A 15,857-nucleotide genomic window follows, 5' to 3' on the forward strand; every position below is an offset into this window, starting at 1 on the left:
GCTCGGTGGAGGGAAACTTCGATGAGAGGCGTGGCACGGGCGACGGCACGGTCGGGTGCCGTCTGCCGTAGCTTGCCAAGACTGCGAGGGGAAAGCGGGGCCACGATGTGCCCCGTGATGTCATGCGTGGACGGGAATCAGGGGGTTCAGCCCGCCAATTGCCGGAGCACCTGCGCTGCGCGCGGCACGGGAGCCACTGCACCGTATCCGGTCGTCGACAACGCGGCGCATACGTTCGCGTAGCGCGCCGCCGCGAACGGATCGTCACCCAGTGCCAGACGGGCCACGAACGCCCCGCCGAAACAGTCGCCCGCCCCGGTGGCGTCAATCGCCTGCACCGGGTACGGTGCGACGATGCGCCGCTCCTGTGGCGTGGCAACGTAGCAACCCTCGCGGCCCAGCTTGAGCGCGACGACCTTCACCCCGTGGGAGAGAAGTTCGTCGAGAATGGCGTCGCGATCTTCCAGCCCGGTGACAGCCGTCACATCGTCCCAGCTCGGCAAGCACACATCGGTCAGGCGGAACGCTTCGCGCATCGTGGCGCGGGCACGCGCCAACGGCCACAGCTTCAGACGCAGATTGGTATCGAACGACACCTTGCCGCCCGCCGCGCGGATCTTCGACATGGCATCGAAGGCGGCGTCGCAGGCGTTCGCACTGATTGCCAGACTGATCCCGGACAGGTGCAGGAACGACGCCCCCGCCAGCGCCTCGCGCGGCAGGTCCTGCGCCCGATAGCGGCTCGCAGCGGAACCCGCGCGCAGATAATCGAAATGGTGCCCGTTCTCGTCGTGCGACACGAAATAGACGCCGGTCGGCGCCTGCGCGTCGACACGAACGTAACGTGTGTCGACCGCCTCCTCACGCCACAGGTCGAGCAGCATCCGGCCGAAAAGGTCATCGCCAACCGCGCTCACGAACCCGGTGCTCACGCCCTGACGACGTGCCGCGATGACGAAGTTGGACGTATCGCCGCCGAAGCCCTGCAAGTACTGACGGGCATCGTCGGGCGACTGGTTGAACTCGACCATGGCTTCCCCCATGGCGAGCACCTGCGGATTAGGTGAATGCGCTTGCGTCATCAGACGACCTCACCCCACAGGTCGTGACCATCGGCGCCCGTCACCGTCACACTCACGAACTCGCCGACCTTCAGGCGCTTGACCGCCTTCGGCGTGGGTTCGATATACACGAGGCCGTCGATCTCCGGGGCGTCGGCCGCCGAGCGGGCAATGCCGCCATCCTGATTGATCTCGTCGACGATGACCTGAATCGTGGTGCCGACCTTGCGCTGCTGGCGCTCAGCCGAGATTTCTTCAGCCACTTCCATGAATCGCGCACGGCGCGCTTCACGCACTTCGTCGGGCAATGCACCGGGCAATTCGTTGGCCTTCGCACCTTCGACCGGTGAATAGGCAAAGCAACCCACGCGGTCCAGTTCGGCCTCGCGCAGGAAGTCCAGCAGGTACTCGAATTCGGCTTCGGTCTCGCCCGGGAAACCCGCGATGAACGTGCTGCGAATCGTCAGATCCGGGCACAACTTGCGCCACGCCTGAATGCGCTCGAGATTTTTCTCACCCGAGGCCGGACGCTTCATGCGCTTGAGCACGTCGGGATGGGCGTGTTGCAGCGGCACGTCGAGATACGGAAGGATGTGACCTTGCGCCATCAGGGGAATGATCTCATCGACGTGCGGATACGGATACACGTAGTGCAAACGCACCCACGCGCCGTACTGCTTGGCCAGTTCGCCCAGCGCCGTGACCAGTTCGGTCATGCGGGTCTTGAGCGGACGGCCCGCCCAGAAACCGGTGCGGTACTTCACATCGACGCCGTACGCGCTGGTGTCCTGCGAGATCACCAGCAACTCCTTCACGCCCGCCTTGAAGAGGTTTTCGGCCTCGAGCATGACCTCGGCAACCGGGCGCGAATCAAGATCGCCGCGCATCGACGGAATGATGCAGAACGTGCAGCGATGATTGCAGCCTTCGGAGATTTTCAGATAGGCGTAGTGACGCGGCGTGAGCTTGATGCCAGCCGGCGGTACGAGATCAGAAAACGGGTCATGCGGCTTGGGCAAGTGCAAATGCACCGCACTCATCACCTCGCCCACCGCGTGAGGGCCGGTGACGGCCAACACCTTCGGGTGGACGGCGCTCACGATGTCCTGACCGGCGGCGTCCTTCTTGGCGCCCAGGCAACCGGTGACGATCACCTTGCCGTTCTCAGCCAGCGCCTCGCCGATGGCGTCGAGGCTTTCCTGCACGGCGTCGTCGATGAAGCCGCAAGTGTTGACCACGACGAGGTCGGCACCGTCATAGGTACCGGAGATGGCGTAACCTTCGGCGCGCAGTTGGGTCAGGATCTGCTCGGAGTCGACCAAAGCCTTGGGGCAGCCGAGCGAAACGAAGCCGACCTTGGGGGTGCCGGCGGGCGATGGGCGGGACATGGGGCGAAATCCTGATCTAGTAAATACGTGTGACGATCGAGCGGCGAAGCACCGGAAAGGCTTCAGCCATTCCGTCTGCATGACCGGCAATGCCACCGCAATGCCCGAAAGCGCAGAATCCGCTTGCCGCCGAAACCGCCGCAAGACCTGGCCTGCGGCGAAGAACCGCGTATTTTACCTTGTTCGCCCGCTGTGCGTTTCAACTATCGTCGCGATGTGCGCCGCGTGGGCAGTCGCAGGCGTTTCGCCCCCGCTGTGCCGGGCGATCGTCTTCCAGGTGAATCGTGCGCCCGCCGCCCCCTTCGCTTCTTGAAATAGCGTTCGCCGTATGCTTTTATAAAAATGAACTCAACGGACTACGAACGGTATGTGAGACGGGGATTTTGAAGGCCTGCGTGCAACAGCCTGAGGGTGCGCTCGCCAAGGCCCGCGATCCACACCGTGCTCTATGCAAATATGCGCTTTGATGAGCTGCAATCCTTAGTCGAGGGCCGACAAACGACAGGAGGAGGCATTCATGAATGCAAACGCGCCGACCGCATCCGCGCCGGTCCGTACGCCCATCCAGCATATGTTCGTGCTGATGCTGGAGAATCGATCGTTCGATCACCTGTTTGGACTGTCGGGCATACCCGGCATCGTCGCGGCCACGCCCGCCAATGCCAACGCCTACGGCGGCACTGACTATCCCTTCGGCGCAGACGCGCCCGGCCAGATGCCCACCGATCCCGGACATGAGTTCACGGATGTGGTCGAACAGCTTTGCGGCGCGGGCGTCCAGTTCCCGTACGGACAAGCCTACCCGCCGGTCAATAACGCTGGCTTCGCTTCGAACTACGCGACGACCCGGACCGAAGGCAATCCGCCCCTGACTGCCGACGTGGGCAAAATTATGCTGGGTATCAACACCGCCAGCCAATCGCCAGCGCTGTACAAGTTGGCGACGCAGTTCATGCTGTGTGACGGCTGGCGCTCGTCCATGCCCGGCCCAACTTGGCCAAACCGGTTCTTCTTGCATGGCGCGTCCTCGGGAGGCCTCGACCATTCGCCGACCTCTGCCGAAATGAGGGAATGGGAGGCCTTGCACGGCTTCGTCTACCCGAAAGGTTCGATCTTCGACGCGCTAGCCCACGACACGTACCGTCTCTACCAGGATGACTCGGGCTCACCGTTGGGGCGCGTGCCGCAAGTCTCTTCCATCAAGGGCATTAGCTTCTTCGATGTCGACGACTTATCGCACTTCGAGGCCGATCTCGCGACAGGCTATACCGCCTGCTATACATTCATCGAGCCGAACTATGGTGATATCGTGCTTGGTACGTACGAGAACGGAAGCTCGCAGCATCCGATGGACGGTCTGGCCGGCGGCGACCAGCTCGCGGCCCGCGTCTACAACGCGATTCGCAACTCGCCGCTGTGGGAGAACAGCCTGCTAGTGATCCTGTATGACGAGCACGGGGGCTTTTACGACTCAGCCACACCCGGGGCCGCGCCCCCGCCGAACGACGGCGCGGCCCCGGCCCTGAACAAGAATGGATTCCTATTCGATGTTTACGGCGTGCGCGTCCCCGCGATCGTGGTGTCGCCCTGGGTGGCGCAAGGCCAGGTGGACCATACGGTGTACGACCACACCTCGGTACTCGCGACCGTCGAGCGTCTGTTCGGCCTCTCGCCGCTGACCGACCGCGACCGGAACGCCAAGGATCTGCTATCGCTGATCACAACGACCTGCCGCGCGGACTGCCCTCAAAGGATCTGAACATGACCCAAGCCCCTTCCCCGTATCCGCGCGACAACGAACCTTTGCGCGACGGCACCAGTTTGATGGCCTACCTATATGTGCTGAGAAAAGCCCATGTCACGCTAGTTGGGCACGATAAGGCACATCAGCGCTTCCAACAGGTGGCCACGCGCGGTCACGCCAGGAAATACATCGAGGAACTGATGCCACTGCTGCTGGCGGAGCGCGACAGACACCGGCGGGCGCGGCGCAGTGGCGAGTTGCACCATGCGTGACGGCTGAGCAGTTCGACGCACCCGCTGTCTAACGTGAGACAGCGTAAGGCGTTGCGATGACCGGGTGCATTGCCGCGAGCGACGAACCGCCTTTTTTCACTTTGTTCGCCCGCAGTACGTTCCAACTATCGTTGCGATGAGCGCCCCGTGCCACATCGCAACGTTGGCAACACGTTCAGGGCTTCTTGTTCGGGTCCTTACCCGGCGCTCCGGGGGCGCCCGGCGTGCCCGGCGTCCCCGGGAATGGGAACGTGCTGAACATGTTCTTCGCCTGGCTCTGCATCTGCTCCTGCATCTGCACGAACAGGTTCTTCGACTGCTCGATGTAGTTGGTCATCATGCCCTGCATCATCGGCGCCTGCATGTTCATGAATTGCGCCCAGACGTCCGGGTTGAAGGCCGCACCTTCGTAGATGCCCTTCGACTGATCGGCCAGCTTGTTCTGAATTTCGATGAAAGTCTGGATATTCTTCTCGAGATACGTACCCATCATCCCCTGCAGCGCATGGCCGTAGAAGCGGATGATCTGGGAAAGCATGGCGCTCGAGAACATCGGCACGCCACCGGTCTCTTCTTCCAGAATGATCTGCAGCAGAATGCTGCGGGTCAGGTCCTCGCCCGTCTTGGCGTCGACAACCTTGAACTCCTCGGTCTCGAGCACCAATTGCTTCACATCGGCAAGGGTGATGTACGTACTGGTTTGGGTATCGTACAGACGCCGGTTCGGATACTTTTTGATCAGGCGTTCGTCAGTCTTCTTGCTCGCGGTCATGCGGTGGGTTTCCTGCTTTTATGAAGGACTTCCCCGACCGACGGTCGGGGTTAGTCACATATTATCGATTCTAGGACGTTTGCTGCTATGCGGCAAAGCCCTAACCCGCAACGGGGCGACCAACGCGTCTTGCACTTCGGCCCGCACCAGCGCCCGCCCCATTACCGCTTAGCCCATGTGCAGGCCACCGTTGAGCGAGAAGTCCGCGCCCGTCGAGAAGCCGGAGTCTTCCGACGCCAGCCACGCCACGATGGAACCGATCTCGCCCGGCTCACCCAGACGCTTGACCGGAATCGTCGCAATGATCTTGTCGAGCACGTCCTGACGAATCGAGCGCACCATGTCCGTGCCGATATAACCCGGCGACACAGTATTGACCGTCACGCCCTTGGTCGCCACTTCCTGCGCCAGCGCCATCGTGAAGCCATGAATACCGGCCTTGGCCGTCGAGTAGTTCGTCTGACCGAACTGCCCCTTTTGCCCGTTGACCGACGAAATGTTGATGATGCGGCCCCAGCCGCGCTCGCACATGCCCTCGATCACTTGCTTGGTAACGTTGAACAGGCTCGTCAGATTGGTATCGATGACGGCATCCCAATCTTCACGCGTCATCTTGCGGAAGACGATATCGCGCGTAATGCCCGCGTTGTTGACCAGCACGTCGACCTCGCCGACTTCGGCTTTCACCTTGTCGAACGCGGCCTTGGTCGACTCCCAGTCGCCAACGTTACCTTCGGATGCGACGAAATCGAACCCCAGCGCCTTTTGATCTTCCAGCCACTTCACCCGGCGCGGCGAATTCGGACCGCATCCGGCCACGACCCTGAAGCCATCTTTGTACAGCCGCTGGCAAATGGACGTACCAATACCGCCCATCCCGCCTGTCACATATGCAATGCGTTGAGTCATGGAACGCTTCCCCCTAAATAACGGCAAGTCTGCCGCCTGTTGCGACTGCCAATTGACCGACGCGCAGGCCGCGCGTTCCCGCGCGTGCCTTTCGTCTCCTGACTACCCCGGCACGAACCCGTGCGCGTTGCACGCACGGGCGATGCCGATTCGATTCTTTTTCGACCGCAGCCCGGATACGCGTCAGACGCGCTCGACCGCCAGCGCCACGCCCATGCCACCGCCGATGCACAGCGAGGCCAGACCGCGACGGGCATCGCGACGTGCCATTTCATGCAGCAGCGTCACCAGAATACGGCAGCCGGACGCCCCGATCGGGTGACCGATGGCAATCGCGCCACCGTTCACGTTGATCTTCGAGGTGTCCCAGCCCATCTGCTTGTTCACCGCCAGCGCCTGCGCCGCAAACGCTTCGTTGATTTCCATCAGATCCAGATCGCTCGCCTTCCAGCCTGCCCGCGCCAGACAACGCTGCGACGCCGGCACCGGGCCGATACCCATCACCGACGGATCAACGCCCGCGTTCGCATACGCCACGATGCGAGCAAGCGGCGTGAGGCCCAGTTGTTCCGCGCGCTTGGCCGACATGACCACCACGGCAGCAGCGCCATCGTTGATGCCCGAGGCATTGGCCGCCGTCACCGTACCGTCCTTCGCAAACGCAGGCTTCAGACCCGCGAGCGATTCGGCCGTCACGCCGTGACGCACAAATTCGTCGGTCTTGAAGACAACCGGGTCGCCCTTGCGCTGCGGAATCGTGACCGGCACGATTTCAGCGTCGAAACGCCCGGCCTTCTGCGCGGCTTCCGCCTTGTTCTGCGATGCAGCGGCAAACGCATCCTGCATTTCGCGGGTGATGCCGTATTCCTTGGCGACGTTCTCGGCCGTGATGCCCATGTGGTACTGGTTGTACACGTCCCACAGGCCATCGACGATCATCGTGTCGATCAGCTTGGCATCGCCCATGCGGAAGCCATCGCGCGATCCCGGCAGCACGTGCGGCGAGGCGCTCATGTTCTCCTGACCACCGGCCACGACGATGTCGGCATCGCCTGCGGTGATCGCGTTCGCGGCAAGCATCACCGCTTTCAGGCCCGAGCCACACACCTTGTTGATGGTCATGGCCGGCACCATGGCAGGCAACCCCGCCTTGATCGATGCCTGACGCGCCACGTTCTGACCCGAACCTGCCGTCAACACCTGCCCCATGATGACTTCGCTGATGTCCTCGCCCTTGAGCTTCGCGCGCTTGAGGACTTCATCGATCACGATAGCCCCCAGATCCGGCGCTGCCACCTTGGCAATCGAGCCCCCAAATTTACCGACTGCGGTGCGCGCAGCCGACACAATCACGATATCCGTCATGTCTCTTTCCTCGTTTTCAAATGAGTCGAACCAGGGGGGATGCCCTTGCAATACCGCTCGCTCAGGCCTTGGCCTTCACATAGCGGCCGGGCGCTGGTTCGATGGGTGCATAAGCAACATTACCATACGCTTTTGGCGGTTTGACGCGTTTTCCCGCGTGGCCCGCCAGCCACTCGCTCCAGTCGCTCCACCAGCTACCCGGGTGCTCTGTCGCGCCTGCGAGCCAGTCGCTCGACTCGACACCGACATCGTCGTTGCGCCAGTAGCTGCGCTTCTTCTTCGCCGGCGGATTGACCACGCCTGCAATGTGGCCGGACGCGCCCAGCACGAAGCGGCGTTCACCGCCCAACAGCGCCAGCGACCGGAATGCCGAGGTCCACGGCACGATATGGTCTTCGCGAGACCCGAACACGTAGGCCGGCGCATCGATGGCCCCCAGGTCCACAGGTACGCCACACGTCTGCACCACTCCCGGCTGCTTCAGTTCGTTCTGCAAATAAAGATGACGCAGATACCAGCAGAACATCGGACCCGGCAGATTGGTGCCGTCGCCGTTCCAGTACAGCAGGTCGAACGGCTGGGGCGCATTGCCCTTCAGGTAGCTGTCGACCACATAATTCCAGACCAGATCGTTTGGCCGCAGGAACGAGAACGTGTTCGCCAACTCCACGCCACGCATGAGGCCCGGCGGCTGACCCAGTCCCCCGCCGATCGTCTGCTCGCGGTACTTCACGTGCGGCTCGTCAACGAAGACGTCGAGCACACCAGTATCGGAAAAATCCAGCAGCGTGGTCAGCAATGTCACGCTGGCGACCGGCGACTTACTGCCCTTTTGCCCCTTCGCCACCAACACGGCGAGCGCGGCAGCGAGCAACGTCCCGCCGACGCAGAACCCGAGCGCGTTGATCTGCGGCTGTCCGCTGATGTCGCGAACCACGTCGATCGCGGCGATCGGACCTTCACCCACGTAGTCGTCCCACGTCTTGTGGGCGAGCGACGCGTCGGGATTGCGCCACGACACGACGAACACCGTATGCCCCTGCTCCACGGCATAGCGAATCAGCGAGTTCTCGGGTTGCAGATCAAGGATGTAGTACTTGTTGATGCACGGCGGCACGACCAGCAGCGGACGCTGATGCACCGTCGGCGTGAGCGGCTTGTACTGAATGAGCTGGATCAGGTCGTTCTCGAAGACCACGGCGCCTTCGGTCGTCGCCACGTTGCGACCGACTTCGAATGCCGCCTCGTCGGTCTGCGACACCTTGCCCTTGCCCATATCGACGAGCATGTGCTGCATGCCGGCAAGCAGGCTGTCGCCATGCGTTTGCACCAGCCGGTGCTGTGCGTCCGGATTGGTTGCAATGAAGTTGGCCGGCGAACTGGCCGCGACCCATTGCTCGACCGCAAAACGAATCCGTTCGCGCGTCTTGGCATCGGCATCGACCAGATCGGCCATGCGCATCAGGAAACGCCCATTGAGCAAATACAACGCCGCAGGCAACGCGTAAAACGGATTACGCCAGCCCTCCCCCGCGAAACGCCGGTCGCCCAAGGCAGGCGCCGTGTCCAGACCGGGCTGATTGAAGCTGGCGACAAGTTCGGAAAATTCACGCGCGTACTCCGTCTGAAGTGCATTCAGACGCGTCGGATCGACGTGCAGCGGCGTCGGTTGCGGCAGGCTGCCTGCCTTGCCGAAAAGCTCGAAAAGTCCCGCGAAAGGATTCGCGGCACTCGCTGCCCCATTGGCAGCAGAAAATGACGGGCCGGCAGCTCCCGGCAAAGCCCCGAACATTTGCTGGGCGGCTTTGAACCACTGCGACATGTCCTGAGCGGAGAGCGAAGCGGAGGGAAACTGCTGGGCAAACGAGGCGGCAAACGAGGCCGGATCGAAGTTGGCACTGGCGCGATTCATGATAGCCTGAGTGTCACGTCCGTTGCGTTCACGGGCCGGCGCCCGAAACGCGGCGGCGTGCTTCGCTTGATGCGCGATGCGCCCCGCCTGTGAAGCATTCTTGCGTGCGCGCGCAGGTGTGTCAATGCTTGCGGCGAACGTCCTGAGTGCATTGTCCCGTCGCCCCACCTTTTTTTGAATGCGCGTTTGTCCCGATGTTTATCGTCATTCTCGGCTGGCTCTATGTCATCGCGATGGTCGCCATCACGGCGCCGTCCGTCTGGCTGGGGATCGTCATCTTTCTCGCGGGCGGTCTGGCCCCGGCGTTGCTCTGGCTGTACATCGCGGGAAGCCGCCTACGACGCGCCCGCACGATGCGACCCGATGACGCAGCGGCACAAACTTCATCATCACCAGATCGAGAACCGGCGCCGCCCACGCAGTCGCCTTGAGTGAGAGAAACTCAAGACGGCATGAGCAGCGTCACGCGGTGCGCCAGACAAGCGCTGCCATGCGCCCCGTCGTGCGATCGCGCCGGTAGGAATAGAAACGCGCCGCGTCGCTGACCGTACACCACAGCCCCCCCGAGACGCTTGTCACCCCTTCCCGGGAAAGTCGCAATCTGGCGAGCGCACACAAATCCGCCAACGACTTTCCAGCGTCCGGATCCCCATGCGGGACAAATGCGGCTTTCGTCGCGTCTCGCTCTTCCGGCGTTGCCGCAGCGAGAAACGCCTCGCGCACTTCCGGACCGACTTCGAACGCTTGCGGGCCAATGCAAGGGCCAAGCCATGCCATGACCGGTGCGTCGGCGCCGCCTTGCGGCAAACGCGCGCGCAGCGCCTGCACGGTCTGCTCGATCACCCCCGCACAGAGTCCGCGCCAGCCGGCATGTGCAGCCCCCACCGCGCGCCCTTGCGAGTCGCATAGTAAGACCGGCAGGCAGTCCGCCACCATGACCGTGCTTGCCAGCGCCACCGCATTCGTGACGCTGGCGTCGGCCTGTAAAGGCTCACCAGCATCCGCCGCCTGGTGCGCGTCTTGCGCATCGACTACGCGGGGACCGTGAACCTGCGCCACCCACGCCGAAGGCACGCCCGTGCGCGCCGCGAGCAACGCACGATTGGTGCGGACTGCGACAGGATCGTCGTCTGCCTTGGCACCGAGATTGAACGTGGCTTGCGGCCCTTGACTCACGCCGCCCGCGCGCGTCGTGAATACGGCGCGAACATTTGCAGGGGCGGGCCAGTCGGGGACGATCCAGTCCGCGGGCATCAGGTCTTGCTCAGGCAGGGAAGAAGTCATCGAGCGAGTCGGGAAGCGTTGAGAAATCGAATACGAGGCCGAGCGCGGTCATGAGCTCACGCATGTCTTCGGGCAGTGGCGCTTGCCAGTGCATGGAACGACCGTCTTCGGGATGGATCAACCCCAATCGCCAGGCGTGCAGCGCCTGACGCGCGAAGTCTCCCGGCAACGCAGGACGTTTGTGACGGGGTTTGTATAGCGGATCCCCCAGCAACGAATGACCGAGATGCGAGAGATGGACGCGAATCTGATGCGTTCGCCCGGTATCCAGCGAACAAAGCACGAGAGACACAGGGGAACCGCCCCATTCTGCACTGGCGAGCGTCACAACACGAGTGCGCGCCGGTTTGCCGCCTTGCCCCGGCACGACCGCCATGCGCGTGCGCTCGCGCGGGTCACGACCGATGGGCGCATCCACGACGGTGCGTTGCGGCGGGCGTCCCCACACCAGTGCAGCGTAGTGACGCTTGACTGTGCGTGCCTGCAACTGGCGCACCAGATCGGTCTGCGCAATCAGCGTACGCGCCACGACCATGAGGCCCGACGTCTCCTTGTCCAGTCGATGGACGATGCCCGCTCGCGGCAAATCGGCAGCCGCTTGTCCGTAGCGATGCAGCAGGCCGTTGAGCAATGTCCCAGACCAGTTGCCCGCAGCCGGGTGAACGACCAGACCCGCAGGTTTGTTGAAGACGGCAAGCGTCGCGTCCTCATAAATGGCGTCGAGCGGCACCGGCTCCGGCGCGAACGCAAGTTGCTCGGGTAGCGCTGCCGGTGTGATGAGGACCGCCTCACCGCCCGCCACTTTCTGACGGACTTTGGCCGTTTCGCCATCGAGGGTGACACGGCCGTCTTCGACCCACGCCTGCAAACGACTACGGGAATATTCAGGAAAACATTGTGCGAGCGCTTTGTCGAGGCGCTCTCCGGCAAGGGCATCGGGAAGGGTCGCACTGAGCGGCGCACTGGCGCCAGCCCCGTCCGACAAGGCTGAGCGCGGCGAGGACGCCTTGGAAAGCGGGCCATCGGCAGCACTCGGGAAAGCCTGCGGAAGCGAATCGAGGTCGTCGTCAGACGAATCCTCTGCATTTTCCGTGGCAAATGAGGCGGTTACGCTATAATCCGGCAGAATTGAACGGGTCATCGAGAAGTGAAGCTAACGAGCATGCAAGCCCTGAAACTTGTCAAACATCTGACGCTGGCCGCATTCGTGGTCGGCGGCGTGGCCGCCTGCGGCATTCTGCCGGAGAAAGTCGACGAAACGGCCAGCTGGTCGACGAACAAATTATACTCGGAAGCCAAGGACAGCTTCGATAGCGGCGACTACACCAAGGCCGCCAAGTATTACGAGTTGCTCGAAGGGCGCGACCCGTTCGGCCCGCACGCGCAGCAAGCGCAGATCAATACGGCCTACGCCTATTACAAGGATAACGAGCCGGCGCAGGCCCTCACCGCCGTGGATCGCTTCATCCGGTTGCATCCGGACAGCCCGTCGATCGATTACGCCTATTACCTCAAGGGCCTGATCAACTTCAACGACGACCTGGGCCTGTTCGGCCGATTCTCGGGCCAGGATCTCAGCGAACGCGATCCGAAGGCACTGCGCGCGGCCTACGACAGCTTCAAGTATCTGGTCGAGCACTATCCGCAAAGCAAGTATGCGAACGACGCCGCCCTGCGCATGCGCTACGCCGTCAACGCCATGGCCGCTCACGAGGTGCACGCTGCCGAGTATTACTACCGTCGTGGCGCTTACCTCGCAGCCGTGAATCGTGCACAAACCGCGCTGCAGGACTACGATCAGGCACCGGCGCTCGAAGATGCACTCGGTATCATGATCAAGTCGTACGACAAACTCGGCATGACCGAGCTGCGTGATGACGCCCGCCGTGTGATGGAAAAAACCTACCCGAAGAGCGGCTATCTGACGGTTGGTCGCCGCATCGACGGCGACGGCAGCGACAAGAAGTCCTGGTGGCAGATCTGGCGTTAAGCGCTTGCCTCCTGTTCAACTGCATCATCGGAAAGCCCTCGCACTTGCGGGGGTTTTTTGTTTCCATTCCCTGTTCCGTTACCGGCGAAGCCGTCATGAAAAACGCACGACGGCTTCCCATCTGGAGATGGTTTCGTGACTGCTTCCCCCGCCTCTCGCAAGACGCTGCTTGCCCTGCGCCACGTGCATTTCGAAGATCTCGGCACGCTCGGCCCGTACTTCACCGAACGCGGCTACACGATTGAATACGTGGACGCACCGCTCGTCGACCTTCGTTCGATAGATGCCCTCGCCCCCGACCTGCTGGTCGTGCTGGGCGGACCCATCGGTGCGTTCGACGACGCGATATACCCTTTTGTCGCAGATGAGGTGGCATTGGTGAAGGCACGTCTGGATGCGCGCGCGCCGATTCTCGGCATCTGCCTCGGCGCGCAACTGATGGCACGCGCACTGGGCGCCAGGGTGTACCCGCTCGGCACAAAGGAAATCGGTTACATGCCATTGACGCTCACCGATGCCGGGCAAACGTCCCCGCTGGCTGCGCTGGGCGACGCCAGCGTTCTTCATTGGCATGGCGACCAGTTCGACATCCCTCCCGGCGCCGAGCATCTGGCGCGAACGGCGACGGGAGAGAATCAGGCTTTCGCGTCAGGCCCCCACGCACTGGGGCTGCAATTCCACCTGGAAGCCGACGCGGCACGCATCGAATCCTGGTTGGTGGGACATGCTTGCGAATTGGGTGCCGCGAAGATCGATCCGGTGGCATTGCGCGCTCAGGCACAGGAACACCACGCTCGATTGTCGGAAGTTGCGCCAGCGGTCATCGGCCGCTGGCTGGACGCGATGTCAAACTGACATCGGCGAGTGGTGAAAGCCAGACGTCACTGTCTGGCCAATCCCATTGCATGTCAGAGAATCAACCACCGGTGTTGGCCGCAATCTCATCGAAGAAGCCACGCACGATGGGCAACTCACGGGTACGCTTGAACGGCGGCAGGCTTTGCCAGATCCGTCGCCCATAAGGCTTGTCGACCAGGCGCGGATCGCAGATCATCAGCACGCCGCGATCGCCCTCCGAGCGAATCAACCGCCCCGCGCCCTGCTTGAGCGTAATGACCGCCTGCGGCAACTGATGCACGGCGAACGGGCTGAGGCCCTTCTTCGTGAGCGCATCGAGCCGCGCGGCCAATACGGGATCGTCGGGTGGTGCGAACGGCAATTTGTCGATGATGACGAGCGACAGCGCCTCGCCGCGCACGTCCACCCCTTCCCAAAAACTCTGACTGCCAATGAGCACGGCATTGCCAAGCGCGCGGAAACGATCGAGCAATTCCGTACGGCTCGCCTCGCCTTGCACCAGCAGCGGATAGGGCCAGCCACGGCGGTCGAATTCCTCGCGCAAACGCTCGGCCGCCCGGTTCACCGCACGCAATGTCGTACACAGGACAAAGGCCCGTCCGCCGCTCACTTCCAGCACCGGCAAAGCGGCGTCGAGCACCGCGTCGGTGAATCCGGGCGATGACGGCTGCGGCAACCCGCGCGGCACGTACAGCAGGCTCTGGTTCGGGTAATCGAACGGACTGGCGAGCGTGAGCGACTTGCCTGCATCGAGGCCCAATTGCGCCGCGTAGTGCATGAAATTGCCCTTCACCGACAACGTGGCCGACGTGAAGATCCAGGCTCGCGGTGCGCCGGCGCGCTGTTTTGCGAAGATCGGCGCAATCGAAAGCGGGGTCTGATGCAACTGCACTGCCTGCGAGAACACCTCAATCCAGCGCACCGTCTCCGGCGGCGTGTAGGTCTTTTCCGCCCCGCCCTCACGCGCCGACTTGTCCTCAGCCGACGTTGCCTCGGCCGCCAGTCGCGCGGCTTCCGCCTCGCGGGCCTTGGCGGCCTTTTCGCGCTTGCCGTCGGTGACACGTGGCGCGTCCGGATCCAGCAACGGCAACGGCTGTTCGCCGGGTGCGGGCGGCGTCGCCCCCGTCTGCCAACGCTCCAATTGCTGATGCAGCTCCAGCGCGCGACGCAAGCAGGTACCCAGCGCCTCAGCCCGCTCGGACTGGTGCTGGAGCGTCTCGATCATGTCGAGCAACGCGACGTCCACGCCGTCGAGCGCGCCGAACAGCTCGTGATCGTCCGCCAGTTGGGCCACGGACATACGCGTGTTGTCCTGACCGAACGTCAGGCGCACATCGCGCGCCGCCCGCTCGAGGTTCGCACCGAGCTTGACCCAATCGGCCGCATCACGTGCATGAATCAGCCCTTCCGCCACGCAGTCGCGCGCCAGCTCGAGCATCTGCCCGGTCGACACGGTCTCGCCGAAGAAGAGCGTCGCCGTCTCGGGCAACTGGTGCGCTTCGTCGAAGATCACCGTATTCGCGCTCGGCAGCAGTTCGGCCATGCCGGTATCGCGCAGCATCACGTCGGCAAAGAACAGGTGATGATTGACCACGACGAGGTCCGCCTGCTGCGCCTCCTTACGCGCCTGCATCACGAAGCAATCTTTGTAACGCGGACACTCCTGACCAAGGCAGTTATCACGGGTGGACGTCACCTGAGCCCAGATCGGGGCGTTCTCGGGCACAGACGCCAACTCTGCCTTGTCGCCGCTGTGCGTGATTTGCGCAAACGTCACGATCTCGCGCAATTGCGCCGCTTCATGCCGCGACGCGAAGCGTCCCTCCTGCTGGGCGCGCTCCAGATAGTAATGACAGAGATAGTTCGCGCGGCCTTTGAGCATGGCCACCGTCACCGGTACGGCGAGCGCCTTGCGCACCGTGGGAATGTCGCGCGCGAAGATCTGGTCCTGCAAGTGCTTGGTGCCGGTCGAGATGATCGTCTTGCCACCCCACAGCATGGCGGGTACGAGATAGGCGTAGGTCTTGCCCGTCCCGGTCCCCGCCTCGGCGATCAACGTGTCGTGCGTGTCCATGGCAGCCGCCACAGCGCGCGCCATCTCGGTCTGCGGCTCACGTGAGCGATAGCCATCGATCGCGCGCGCGAGCATTCCGCCGTCGCTGAAGATTTCCTGCAACTCGCGCTCGCGTTTCGCGGCAAGCGGCTTGAGTCCGTGGAAAGTGGGGGCGTCGGCGCTTTGGGAGATGTCGGGGGAATCGCTGGATGCGGCGGAATCGGTCAAAACGGCAAGAAAACTCAAAGG

14 protein-coding genes are annotated in these 15,857 nt (G+C 62.9%); 5 read left to right on the top strand and 9 right to left on the bottom strand.

Features of this window, described 5'->3' with window-relative positions:
- Positions 1-146 precede the first annotated feature (146 nt).
- Both PBR20603_RS05825 and rimO read right to left on the bottom strand, forming a co-directional pair.
- Positions 147-1,082 carry a sugar kinase gene (locus PBR20603_RS05825; RefSeq protein ID WP_150558598.1) on the bottom strand — a complete coding sequence of 312 codons (936 nt, stop codon included), beginning with the start codon at positions 1,080-1,082 and terminating at the stop codon, positions 147-149.
- Complete coding sequence (gene rimO / locus PBR20603_RS05830) at positions 1,082-2,449, bottom strand: 30S ribosomal protein S12 methylthiotransferase RimO (RefSeq protein WP_150558599.1); 1,368 nt, start codon at positions 2,447-2,449, stop codon at positions 1,082-1,084. Before rimO ends, PBR20603_RS05825 begins: the two co-directional genes overlap by 1 nt.
- Positions 2,450-2,966: 517 nt before the next feature.
- Between rimO and PBR20603_RS05835 the strand changes: the two genes are divergently transcribed.
- Together PBR20603_RS05835 and PBR20603_RS05840 are read left to right on the top strand one after the other, a co-directional pair.
- Positions 2,967-4,208, top strand: coding sequence for an alkaline phosphatase family protein (locus tag PBR20603_RS05835; protein ID WP_150558600.1), 1,242 nt, complete (start codon positions 2,967-2,969; stop codon positions 4,206-4,208).
- A 2-nt stretch (positions 4,209-4,210) separates the two neighbouring features.
- Entirely contained in the window at positions 4,211-4,465 is a 255-nt protein-coding gene (locus PBR20603_RS05840; RefSeq protein WP_150558601.1) for a hypothetical protein, read from the top strand.
- 175 nt (positions 4,466-4,640) lie between these two features.
- Here the strand turns inward: PBR20603_RS05840 and phaR are convergent, their stop codons facing one another.
- From phaR to phaC, 4 genes are all read right to left on the bottom strand, one after another.
- The gene (gene phaR, locus PBR20603_RS05845; RefSeq protein WP_150558602.1) at positions 4,641-5,237 is read right to left on the bottom strand and encodes a polyhydroxyalkanoate synthesis repressor PhaR; all 597 of its coding nucleotides are present in this window, start codon (positions 5,235-5,237) and stop codon (positions 4,641-4,643) included.
- Positions 5,238-5,405: 168 nt separating this feature from the next.
- Positions 5,406-6,146 (bottom strand): 3-ketoacyl-ACP reductase, encoded by a 741-nt coding sequence (locus PBR20603_RS05850; RefSeq protein WP_150558603.1) that lies wholly within the window; start codon positions 6,144-6,146, stop codon positions 5,406-5,408.
- Between the two features lie 183 nt (positions 6,147-6,329).
- Positions 6,330-7,511: an acetyl-CoA C-acetyltransferase gene (locus tag PBR20603_RS05855; protein WP_150558604.1), complete on the bottom strand. Its 1,182-nt coding sequence runs from the start codon at positions 7,509-7,511 to the stop codon at positions 6,330-6,332.
- 61 nt (positions 7,512-7,572) lie between these two features.
- Entirely contained in the window at positions 7,573-9,423 is a 1,851-nt protein-coding gene (phaC, locus tag PBR20603_RS05860) for a class I poly(R)-hydroxyalkanoic acid synthase (protein ID WP_425495790.1), read from the bottom strand.
- Between the two features lie 194 nt (positions 9,424-9,617).
- On the opposite strand from phaC, the gene PBR20603_RS05865 reads away from it, so the two are divergent.
- Positions 9,618-9,854 (top strand): hypothetical protein, encoded by a 237-nt coding sequence (locus PBR20603_RS05865; RefSeq protein WP_150558606.1) that lies wholly within the window; start codon positions 9,618-9,620, stop codon positions 9,852-9,854.
- A 31-nt stretch (positions 9,855-9,885) separates the two neighbouring features.
- Here PBR20603_RS05865 and pgeF read toward each other — a convergent pair whose 3' ends face one another.
- Both pgeF and PBR20603_RS05875 read right to left on the bottom strand, forming a co-directional pair.
- The gene (gene pgeF, locus PBR20603_RS05870) at positions 9,886-10,707 is read right to left on the bottom strand and encodes a peptidoglycan editing factor PgeF (RefSeq protein ID WP_425495791.1); all 822 of its coding nucleotides are present in this window, start codon (positions 10,705-10,707) and stop codon (positions 9,886-9,888) included.
- On the bottom strand, positions 10,688-11,848 hold the full coding sequence (locus PBR20603_RS05875) for an RluA family pseudouridine synthase (protein WP_174977794.1): 1,161 nt from the start codon (positions 11,846-11,848) through the stop codon (positions 10,688-10,690). Before PBR20603_RS05875 ends, pgeF begins: the two co-directional genes overlap by 20 nt.
- A 21-nt stretch (positions 11,849-11,869) precedes the next feature.
- Here PBR20603_RS05875 and PBR20603_RS05880 point away from each other — a divergent pair, with 21 nt between their 5' ends.
- Positions 11,870-12,697 carry an outer membrane protein assembly factor BamD gene (locus tag PBR20603_RS05880; protein WP_150558607.1) on the top strand — a complete coding sequence of 276 codons (828 nt, stop codon included), beginning with the start codon at positions 11,870-11,872 and terminating at the stop codon, positions 12,695-12,697.
- Between the two features lie 135 nt (positions 12,698-12,832).
- Entirely contained in the window at positions 12,833-13,552 is a 720-nt protein-coding gene (locus PBR20603_RS05885; protein ID WP_150558608.1) for a glutamine amidotransferase, read from the top strand.
- Between the two features lie 61 nt (positions 13,553-13,613).
- Here PBR20603_RS05885 and PBR20603_RS05890 read toward each other — a convergent pair whose 3' ends face one another.
- Complete coding sequence (locus tag PBR20603_RS05890; RefSeq protein ID WP_150558609.1) at positions 13,614-15,836, bottom strand: ATP-dependent DNA helicase; 2,223 nt, start codon at positions 15,834-15,836, stop codon at positions 13,614-13,616.
- Positions 15,837-15,857: the final 21 nt, after the last annotated feature.

Origin of the sequence: Pandoraea bronchicola, from assembly GCF_902459805.1 — a bacterium.
GTDB classification, from domain to species: domain Bacteria; phylum Pseudomonadota; class Gammaproteobacteria; order Burkholderiales; family Burkholderiaceae; genus Pandoraea; species Pandoraea bronchicola.

Excerpts from the sequence above, each read along its gene's own strand:
- PBR20603_RS05825 (WP_150558598.1), bottom strand. The coding sequence starts at position 1,082 with ATGACGCAAGCGCATTCACCTAATCCGCAGGTGCTCGCCATGGGGGAA.
- phaC (WP_425495790.1), bottom strand. The coding sequence starts at position 9,423 with ATGAATCGCGCCAGTGCCAACTTCGATCCGGCCTCGTTTGCCGCCTCG.
- rimO (WP_150558599.1), bottom strand. The coding sequence starts at position 2,449 with ATGTCCCGCCCATCGCCCGCCGGCACCCCCAAGGTCGGCTTCGTTTCG.
- PBR20603_RS05835 (WP_150558600.1), top strand. The coding sequence starts at position 2,967 with ATGAATGCAAACGCGCCGACCGCATCCGCGCCGGTCCGTACGCCCATC.
- PBR20603_RS05850 (WP_150558603.1), bottom strand. The coding sequence starts at position 6,146 with ATGACTCAACGCATTGCATATGTGACAGGCGGGATGGGCGGTATTGGT.
- PBR20603_RS05875 (WP_174977794.1), bottom strand. The coding sequence starts at position 11,848 with ATGACCCGTTCAATTCTGCCGGATTATAGCGTAACCGCCTCATTTGCC.
- PBR20603_RS05855 (WP_150558604.1), bottom strand. The coding sequence starts at position 7,511 with ATGACGGATATCGTGATTGTGTCGGCTGCGCGCACCGCAGTCGGTAAA.
- PBR20603_RS05880 (WP_150558607.1), top strand. The coding sequence starts at position 11,870 with ATGCAAGCCCTGAAACTTGTCAAACATCTGACGCTGGCCGCATTCGTG.
- phaR (WP_150558602.1), bottom strand. The coding sequence starts at position 5,237 with ATGACCGCGAGCAAGAAGACTGACGAACGCCTGATCAAAAAGTATCCG.
- PBR20603_RS05865 (WP_150558606.1), top strand. The coding sequence starts at position 9,618 with ATGTTTATCGTCATTCTCGGCTGGCTCTATGTCATCGCGATGGTCGCC.
- PBR20603_RS05840 (WP_150558601.1), top strand. The coding sequence starts at position 4,211 with ATGACCCAAGCCCCTTCCCCGTATCCGCGCGACAACGAACCTTTGCGC.
- pgeF (WP_425495791.1), bottom strand. The coding sequence starts at position 10,707 with ATGACTTCTTCCCTGCCTGAGCAAGACCTGATGCCCGCGGACTGGATC.